The organism is Methylomagnum sp., assembly GCF_054333355.1.
Genome location: NZ_JBTEKS010000315.1, coordinates 1 through 5,230 on the forward strand (window position 1 = coordinate 1; position 5,230 = coordinate 5,230).

General features: G+C 66.1%; 3 protein-coding genes. 1 reads left to right on the plus strand and 2 read right to left on the minus strand.

All coding sequences use genetic code 11. The features are described 5' to 3' along the window. Positions 1 to 2,764, plus strand: a 2,764-nt coding sequence (locus tag ACXWUF_RS18060) for a Tn3 family transposase (protein ID WP_458495998.1), incomplete at its 5' end; no start/stop codon positions are given. On the opposite strand, the gene ACXWUF_RS18065 is transcribed toward ACXWUF_RS18060, so the two are convergent. Together ACXWUF_RS18065 and ACXWUF_RS18070 are read right to left on the minus strand one after the other, a co-directional pair. After that, positions 2,746 to 3,171: a PAS domain-containing protein gene (locus ACXWUF_RS18065; RefSeq protein ID WP_458495999.1), complete on the minus strand. Its 426-nt coding sequence runs from the start codon at positions 3,169 to 3,171 to the stop codon at positions 2,746 to 2,748. The genes ACXWUF_RS18060 and ACXWUF_RS18065 overlap by 19 nt on opposite strands. After that, entirely contained in the window at positions 3,093 to 4,580 is a 1,488-nt protein-coding gene (locus ACXWUF_RS18070; protein ID WP_458496000.1) for a PAS domain-containing protein, read from the minus strand. The genes ACXWUF_RS18065 and ACXWUF_RS18070 overlap by 79 nt, the downstream gene beginning before the upstream one ends. Between the last annotated feature and the right edge of the window lie 650 nt (positions 4,581 to 5,230).

The following is a 5,230-nucleotide window of genomic DNA, read 5'->3' on the forward strand; positions in this document are numbered from 1 at the left end:
GACCACCCTCGTCGATCATCTGGCGGCGTTTAACCCGGCGCCGGCCTCGGTGACCGAGCTGGCGGCCTATGACCGCTCCGGAACCCGCCTGCGGCTTGTGCGCCTCATCCGGCAGAGACTGCAGGTCCAATCTTACGGGCCGGAAGCCCGGCAGGCGATGTTGCGGGCCATGAGCCAAGCCGCCCGGACCAAGGAGGATCTGGCCGACCTCATCAATGTCGCCATCGAGGAGTTGGTCCGCCAACGGTTCGAGCTGCCGGCCTTCGACACGTTGCCGCGGGGCGCGCGCCATGCCCGCGGCCTCGTTTATCGCCAGTTTTACCGGGAGGTGGAGGCCCGGCTGAATGCCGAGGAGCAAGCCCGCCTCGAAGCGCTCTTCGTGCCCGAGCCGGAGTCCCGCTTCACCCCCTGGAACGCCCTCAAGCAGGAGCCGGGCAGCCCCACTCTGACCCACCTCAAACTCTGGCTGGATCGGCAGGCCTGGCTATCCGCCTATCCGCTCGGGTCCCACGTGCTGGCGGGACTGCCGGCGGTGAAGATCCGCCATTTCGCCCATGAAGCCAAAACGCTGGATGCCGCCCGGATGCGGGACATGGCGCCGCGCAAGCGCCTGACCCTGGCGGCGGCCTTGCTCAGCGTGCAATCGGCGCAAGTGCTGGATGATCTGGCGGAGATGCTGATCAAGCGGGTCTCCGCCCTGCATCACAAGGGCAAGGAGGCCTTGGCCGATTATCACGTTCGCCAGCGGCAGCGCACCGATGACTTGGTGCGGACCCTTCGGGACCTGGTGACGGCTTATCGCACCGAGGGCACCGCGGAGGCCAGGGTCGGGGCGATGGAGGCGCTGTTGCCGGACCGGGGGGATACCGTCCTCCAAGGCTGCGAAGACCATCTGGCCCATGCCGGCGACAACTACTTTCCCTTCCTCTGGCGCTTCTTCAAGAGCCACCGGGCCACGCTGTTCCGCCTGCTCAGGGCCATCCCGGTGCGGGCCACGACCCAGGATGCGGCGTTCGGGACGGTCGTGGGGTTCCTGCTGGAACGGGAGTCCCGGACCGGCGAATGGCTGGCCGTGCCGCGGGGGATCGACCTGGATTTGACCTGGATGCCGGAAGCCTGGCGGCGCCTGGTCACCGGTCCCGGACCACCCGAGGCCACGCCACGGCGGTTACGGCGCCGCTCTTTCGAAGTCTGTGTCTTCTCCCAGTTGGTGGCGGAGCTGAAGTCCGGCGATCTCTGCATTCCCGGCAGCGGCCACTTCGCCGATTATCGGGATGAGCTGATTTCTTGGGACGAGTACCATTCGGGGCTCGCCGCCTACGGCGAGCTGGTCGGGTTGCCGATGGACGGTGCCGCTTTCGTGGCCCATCTGAAAACGCGGATCACGGCGGCGGCCGAGGCCACCGACCGGGGGTTTCCCGAGAATGCCCATCTGCGCATCGAAAACGGCGAACCGGTCCTGCGCCGGGTCGAGAAGGCGGCGACGCGTTCCGGCTTGGCCGATCTGGAGCAACTCATCGCCGACCGCCTGGAACCCTTGCATCTGCTGGACGTGCTGCGCGATACGGCGCATTGGCTGGGCTGGAGCCGCGGCTTCGGACCGGTCTCCGGCCATGAGGCCAAGATCGACAACCCGGTTCCCCGTTACCTGGCCACCGTGTTTTGTTATGGCTGCCAGCTCGGCCCCACCCAGACGGCACGGTCCCTGGGCCAGGTCGACCGGCGGCAACTGGCCTGGGTGCATGATCGGCACATCACCGAGGCGGGCCTGGACAAGGCCATTCGGGACATCATCAATGCCTACCACCGGTTCGCCCTGCCCAGGCACTGGGGAACGGGCCAAAGCGCCTCGGTGGACGGCACGAAATGGGATTTGTACGAGCAGAATCTCCTCTCCGAATACCACATCCGCTATGGCGGCTACGGCGGGATCGGCTACTACCATGTGTCCGACACCTACATCGCCCTGTTCTCCCATTTCATCCCCTGCGGGGTCTGGGAGGCGGTCTACCTGCTGGACGGGCTGCTCAAGAACGAGTCCGACATCCAACCCGACACCATCCACGGCGACACCCAGGCCCAGAGCGCCCCCGTGTTCGGCCTGGCCTTGCTGCTCGGCATCACCTTGATGCCTCGCATCCGCCATTGGAAGCACTTGAAATTTTACCGTCCCGCTCCCAACGCGGCGTTCACCCACCTCGAGGCGCTGTTCTCCACCCCGGTCGACTGGCCGCTGATCCAGAGGCACTGGCCGGACATGCTGCGGGTCGCGCTGTCCATCAAGGCCGGGCGGATCACGCCCTCCACGCTGCTCCGGAAGCTCGGCACCTACAGCCGTAAGAACCGGCTGTACCAGGCCTTCCGGGAACTGGGCGGTGCGGTCCGGACGGAATTCCTGTTGAACTATCTGGGCAGCGCCGAATTGCGCACGGTCATCCAGGCGGCGACCAATAAGAGCGAGTCCTTCAACGGCTTTTCCCAGTGGATCGCCTTCGGGGGCGACAAGACCCTCCCGACCAATGACCGCGACGAGCAGCGCAAGCTCATCAGGTACAACCATCTGGTCGCCAACTGCATCATCTTCCACAACGTGCATTCGCTCAGCCGCGTCCTGCATGACCTGCGGCAGGCGGGTTATCCCCTGACGCCCGCCTTGATGGCCGCACTCAGCCCTTACCTCACCCGCCATCTCAATCGGTTCGGCCGTTATGACCTCAATATGGAGAAGCCTCCCCCGGAACTGGTTTATGACCTCTGGAAATGAGCGCTCAGACCTTGTGGCTCAAAAATGAAGGAATCGTTGTCGTACCCCAAGATCCGCAGCGCGGCGTCGTTGCAGTCGATGAGTCCCTCTCCGTTCAACAGCATGAAGGCGTCGGCGGACGCCTCGAACAAGGTTCGGAACCGCGCTTCGCTCTCGCGGAGCGCCTCGGCGGCCAGCTTGGTTTCGGTGATGTCGGTCGTGGCGCCCACCAGGCGTTGAAGTTTGCCCCCGGCGTCGAAGAATCCCCGCGCCGACTCCACCAGGACCGCTTCCCTGCCGTCGCCCCGGATCAGCCGGTATTCCGTATGGTAGCTGCCCGCGTCCGGGGTCAGGCCCGCCCGCCGCGCCAGGAACCCTGGGCGGTCGTCGGGATGGACCCGCTGAAGGGAGGCCTGGCCGGTTCCCATTCGAAGGCGAAGGTATGGCTGACCTCAAGGGCCAGCCGTATGCGCTCCTCGCTGTCGCGCAGGGCGGCCCTGGCGCGCTGTAGCGCTTCGATGTTCATGGCCACGCCGAACCAGCGCACGATCCGGCCCGCCGCATCGCGGATGGGCCGGCCCATCACCCTGAACCACTCGTAGGCCCCGTCGTGGCGGCGGACGCGGTATTCGAGGTCGTAGGGGGCGACCCCCTCCACGGCGGCCTGCCAAGCGGCGAACGCCCGCGGCCGGTCCTCGGGGTGCAACAACGTGTTCCAGCCATCGCCGAGATGCTCGGTCATGGGGATCCCGGTGTAGTCCACCCATTGCTGGCTCTGGTAGTCGCAGTAGCCGCCGGGGCGGGTGGTGAAGACCATGCCGGGAATGGACTCCAGGGTTTGGCGGTAGAACGATTCGCTCTCGCGCAGGGATTCCTCGGCCTGCTTGCGCTCGGTGATGTCGCTCTCGGAGCCGGCCATGCGGATCGCCTGCCCCACCGCGTCGCGCTGGACGAGACCGCGGTCCAGCACCCATTTCCACGAACCGTCCTTGCAGCGGACCCGGTATTCCTCGACGAACACGGGCGTCTTGCCTTCGAGGTGGTCTTGGAGACCGGCGAAAACCCGCTGGGCGTCATCCGGGTGGATGCCCTCGCGCCATTCCTCCTCGCTGCCGCCGATCTCGTTCTCGGCATGGCCGCGCAAGGTCTTCCAGCGCGGCGAAAATTGCACGCGCCGGTTGGGGATGTCCCAATCCCAAATGGCGTCCTGGGCGCCGGCCAGAATCAGCTCATAGCGTTCGGCCCGTTCCCGCAGCTCCGTCTGGGTGCGCTTGATGTCCTCGATATCGCTGTTGGAGCCGTACCATTTAACGATGCGGCCCCGTGCGTCGCGCACCGGCGTGGCCCGGGTGAGGAACCAGCGCCAGGCGCCGTCGGCGCGCCGGATACGGAACTCGGTGGTGAAAAGCTTGCCGCTGGCGACGGATTCGTGCCAAGCGGCCAGCAACCGCTCATGGTCTTCCGGGTGGACTTGCTCCAGCCAGCGGTAGCCTAGCTGCTCCGCCCCTGTGAGTCCGGTGTAGTCCACCCACTGGGCGCTGAGGTAGTCGCACTGGCCCTCGGGGGCGCAGGTCCAAACCAGTTGCGGCATGGCCTCGGCCAATTGGCGCCAGCGCCGTTCGCTCTCGCGTAGTTCCTCGTCACGCCGGGACCGGGACAGTTCAAGCCGAGACAGTTCAACCTGCCGACACTCGGCAAGCTCCGCGTGCGGGCAGGCATCGGCCTTTTCCCCAGCGCGGATGGCGCGGATCAGCGCCTCCGCTTGCTCCAGACGGGTCCGCAGCGCCCGGTTCTCGGCGCGTAGGGACGCCATGGTGACGGTATCGGATGCGCTCATGGTTCGATTCTACGATTCACTGGTTCGGCTCCGTGGATGAGTCCGGGTTCTGCGGCTCGCCGCCCCGCCCCGCCACGACTCGCAACCGCTGCCTGTCGCCGGGATCGCCCGCCAGGCGCTCTTCGCAGCAGGGGGCCTTGAGCTTGGTGGTGGTCCTTGACCGCCGGAAATTTTTGGAACAATTCGGTCACTTCCGCGGCCAGGGTTCTCTGGTCCGAGGGCATCGGGTGGGCTTTCAATTCGTCGGCCTTCATGGGGTGGGTCAATGGCTTATTCGGTGATAAAGACGGGATTATCCTCGATTTGCGCCATGCACTCCCGCCGCGACAAGCCCCGGAAAACTTCCCGCCACTGCCCGGCGTGGCGCAGGTAGGGCAATCGCGCTATGTGATTTTTCTCCCTCTCCCAGAGGCGAGAGGGGAAAACAGCGGCCCCCGGCATAGCGCGGTTGCCCTGACAGATCATCCCGGCCCCCACTCCGATCCGGGCTACGGGGCCGTGAATTCAATCCGGGTAGGGCACCACGGGATGACCTCGCCGGGCGTCCCCGTCTGATCGCCCTCACCCCAAGCCCCCTCGGCCCCGCTCAGGACCGGCCTCCCGTGGGGAGAGGGCGCAGAACGCCGCTTCACCCGTCGAATTGTCTATAT

Coding starts and splice junctions, on each gene's coding strand:
- ACXWUF_RS18070 (WP_458496000.1), bottom strand. CDS start 4,580: ATGAGCGCATCCGATACCGTCACCATGGCGTCCCTACGCGCCGAGAAC.
- ACXWUF_RS18065 (WP_458495999.1), bottom strand. CDS start 3,171: ATGGGAACCGGCCAGGCCTCCCTTCAGCGGGTCCATCCCGACGACCGC.